This window comes from Agrococcus citreus (assembly GCF_039527715.1).
Taxonomy (GTDB): domain Bacteria; phylum Actinomycetota; class Actinomycetes; order Actinomycetales; family Microbacteriaceae; genus Agrococcus; species Agrococcus citreus.
Genome location: NZ_BAAAKK010000007.1, coordinates 1 through 3423, shown reverse-complemented (window position 1 = coordinate 3423; position 3423 = coordinate 1). Strand labels below are relative to the sequence as shown.

The window sequence follows — 3423 nt, the reverse complement described above, 5'->3', positions numbered from 1 at the left end:
AGTAGGACACCGCCGGACTTTCTTTGGAAAGGGGCCCCAGTTCATCTGGGGCCCCTTTTTTCATTTGTACGACCCTGATGGGAGCATGGTGCCATGAACGACCAGCCGAATCCGAGCTCCGATCGGGATGACCGACGTCGCTCCGCCGACGACCGCGGCCGTCCGCAGCGCAGCGGCGACAATCGCCCTCAGCGTGGCGGCGACAGCCGGCCCCAGCGCGGCGGCGACAGCCGGCCTTCGCGCGACGGCGACCGTCGTCCTCCTCGCGATGGGGACCGTCGTCCGCCGCAGCGCGATGGCGAGCGTCGCTTCGGTGACCGTGACTCGCGCCCGCAGCGCGAGAGCGACCGTCGTCCTCCTCGTGACGGTGACCGTCGTCCTCCTCGTGATGGGGACCGTCGTCCGACGCAGCGCGATGGCGAGCGTCGCTTCGGTGACCGTGACTCGCGCCCGCAGCGCGAGGGTGACCGTCGTCCTCCTCGTGACGGCGACCGTCGTCCTCCTCGTGACGGCGACCGTCGTCCTCCTCGTGACGGCGATCGTCGTCCGCCGCAGCGAGACGGTGAGCGTCGCTTCGGCGATCGCGACTCGCGTCCGCAGCGCGACGGCGACCGTCGTCCTCCCCGTGATGGGGACCGTCGTCCTCCGCAGCGAGACGGTGAGCGTCGCTTCAGCGACCGCGACTCGCGTCCGCAGCGCGACGGCGACCGTCGTCCTCCCCGTGATGGGGACCGCCGTCCTCCGCAGCGCGACGGTGAGCGTCGCTTCGGCGACTCGCGTCCGCAGCCGGAGCGGAAGCCGCTGCGCCCCGGTGACACCGGCTACCGCGCCGATGGCAGCGACGGTCGCGAGCGACCCGACACTGACCGTCGTCCTCCGCAGCGCGACGGGCAGGACCGCTTCGGTCGCGACGACCAGCGGCGCCGCGACACGCAGCGCGATCGCAACCAGGGTCCGCAGCGCGACGCCGCGCGACCGGGGCGCGACTTCGAGCACCGTGGCGTCGGCTCCGGCGAGAGCTTCAAGCAGGTCCGCGAGGACGAGGTCGTGGCTCCGCCGCTGCCCGACGACATCCGAGCCGAGGATCTCGACATCGGTGCGCGCATGCAGCTGAAGACGCTGACGAAGGACAACGCCGAGTTCGTCGCCAAGCACATGGCGATGGCATCCCGCTCCATCGACGACAGCCCCGAGCTCGCGCACCAGCACGCGCTCGCCGCGGCTCGTCGAGCCGGCCGGATCGGCGTCGTTCGCGAGACGCTCGCGATCACCGCCTACCAGCTGGGCGACTTCGCGCTCGCACTCCGCGAGCTGCGCACCTACCGTCGCATCACCGGCCGGGATGATCAGCTGCCCCTCATGGCGGACTGCGAGCGCGGCCTCGGTCGCCCCGAGAAGGCGCTCGAGCTGGCACGCTCCGTCGAGCCGTCGACGCTCGAGACCCCGGTGCGCGTCGAGCTGGCGATCGTGAAGTCGGGCGCGAGGCTCGACCTCGGCCAGGCCGAGGCTGCCCTCGAGGAGCTCCGCATCCCCGAGCTGCAGAAGGACAAGGCCTTCGAGTACAGCCCGGCCCTCTTCGCCAGCTACGCCGGCGTGCTCGAGGAGCTCGGTCGCGACGAGGAGGCCGCCGAGTGGATGGCCCTCGCCGAGCGCGCTATCGATGCGCTCGAGGCTGCCCTCGCTCCTGGCGAGCTCGAAGAGGTCACGATCGTCACCGAGCGCATCGAGAGCGACGACATCGAGGACGAGGGCATCGACCTCGAGGTCGATGAGGCTCCGGTTGTCGATGAGGCTCCGGTTGTCGATGAGGCTCCGGTTGTCGATGAGGCTGCTGCTGCCGATGAGGCTGCTGGCGTCGATGAGGCTCCCGCTGTCGATGAGGCTCCCGCTGCCGATGAGGCTCTCGCTGCCGATGAGGCTCCCGCTGCCGATGAGGCTCTCGCTGCCGATGAGGCTCTCGCTGCCGATGAGGCTCCCGCTGCCGACGAGGCTCCCGCAGGGGAGGAGCCCGCACCCCACGGCGATGCGCTCTTCGGCGATGCCCTCTTCGGCGACGAGCTGATCGGCGAGCGGCGGGACGACGAGCGCTGATGGCGCTGTTCCGCAAGAGCGCGGCCCCCACCCCGCTCGACGGCGTCGACTGCCTCTACGTCGATCTCGACGGCGTCGTCTACAAGGGCGCTGACGCGATCCCGCACGCGGTGGACAGCATCCGCGCGACCGGCCTGCCGACGGCGTACCTCACGAACAACGCGTCGCGGACCGATGCCGAGGTCGCCGAGCACCTGTCGTCGTTCGGGCTCGAGGTCCAGCCCGAGCAGGTCGTGACGAGCCCGCAGGCAGCGATGCGACTGCTCGCCGCGCACCTCGAGCCCGGCGACCCCGTGCTCGTCGTCGGCGGCGCTGGCATCGTCGTCGAGATCGAGGCCCGCGGCTGGCGGGTCGTGCGCACCGCGGCCGAGCAGCCGAAGGCAGTCGTGCAGGGCTTCCACCCGTCGGTCGGATGGAAGGACCTCGCCGAGGCATCGTTCGCGCTGCAGCGCAAGCCGGCGGACGGCGGGATCCCGTGGATCGCGACGAACGGCGACTGGACGATCCCCGTCGCCGGCGGCATCGCGCCGGGCAACGGCACGCTCGTCTCTGCAGTGCACACCGCGGTCGGCCGCCTCGCCGACTTCGCGGGCAAGCCCGAGACCCCCATGTTCGAGCTCGCGACCGAGCGGTTCGACGCGAAGGCGCCGGCGATGATCGGCGACCGGCTCGACACCGACATCCTCGGCGCGAGCCGCACCGGCATTCGGTCGATCCTGGTGCTCACCGGCATCGATCGCGGCGCGAGCCTCATCGCCGCCGATGCGTCCATGCGTCCCGACCACGTGATCGAGGACCTGCGCGGCCTCACCGAGCCGATCCTCCCGGTGCGCGAGACGCTCGAGACGTCGACCGGTGACGTCTACTTCGAGGTGGGGGCCGCAGCGGTGCGGCGCTCGGGCATCGACGTGACGCTCGTGCGGCCGGGGGAGCGGGCAGTCGACAGCATCCGTGCCGCATGCGCGGCCGTGTGGACTGCCGACCGACCGGTGCTCGGCCTGCGGGTGTCGCCGGAGCTGCTCGCGCTCTGATACGCTGACATCCCACTTCGAAGACGAGGGTGCGGAGCGCACAGCGCGACGGACAGCATGCAGCTGCCGAGCGCGACACGCCGGTTTGACGGCGCGCCGAAGTCGTGTAACCTAGACAGGTTGCCATCAACCGGGACTGAATGTCCGGTGTGAGCTTTGCTCCGCACAGCGTGTCGATTTGACACGGTCTGAGAAGTGGTTACGATAGAGAAGTTGCCTCGGCGCAGAACCTGAGAGGGGGATGCACGAGAGCGTCTGATCCTTGAGAACTCAACAGCGTGCACAATGTCAAATGCCAAAT

At 70.3% G+C, this 3423-nt stretch carries 3 protein-coding genes; 2 read left to right on the top strand and 1 reads right to left on the bottom strand.

Features of this window, described 5'->3' with window-relative positions:
* Window positions 1-60: 60 nt before the first annotated feature.
* Window positions 61-1155: a hypothetical protein gene (locus tag ABD106_RS14490; protein WP_343921634.1), complete on the bottom strand. Its 1095-nt coding sequence runs from the start codon at window positions 1153-1155 to the stop codon at window positions 61-63.
* Here ABD106_RS14490 and ABD106_RS14485 point away from each other — a divergent pair.
* Both ABD106_RS14485 and ABD106_RS14480 read left to right on the top strand, forming a co-directional pair.
* A complete protein-coding gene (locus ABD106_RS14485) occupies window positions 1105-2091 on the top strand; it encodes a hypothetical protein (protein ID WP_343921632.1) in 987 nt (328 codons plus the stop codon). The two genes, ABD106_RS14490 and ABD106_RS14485, sit on opposite strands and share 51 nt — an antisense overlap.
* Window positions 2091-3122 carry an HAD-IIA family hydrolase gene (locus ABD106_RS14480; protein WP_343921630.1) on the top strand — a complete coding sequence of 344 codons (1032 nt, stop codon included), beginning with the start codon at window positions 2091-2093 and terminating at the stop codon, window positions 3120-3122. The genes ABD106_RS14485 and ABD106_RS14480 overlap by 1 nt, the downstream gene beginning before the upstream one ends.
* Window positions 3123-3423: the final 301 nt, after the last annotated feature.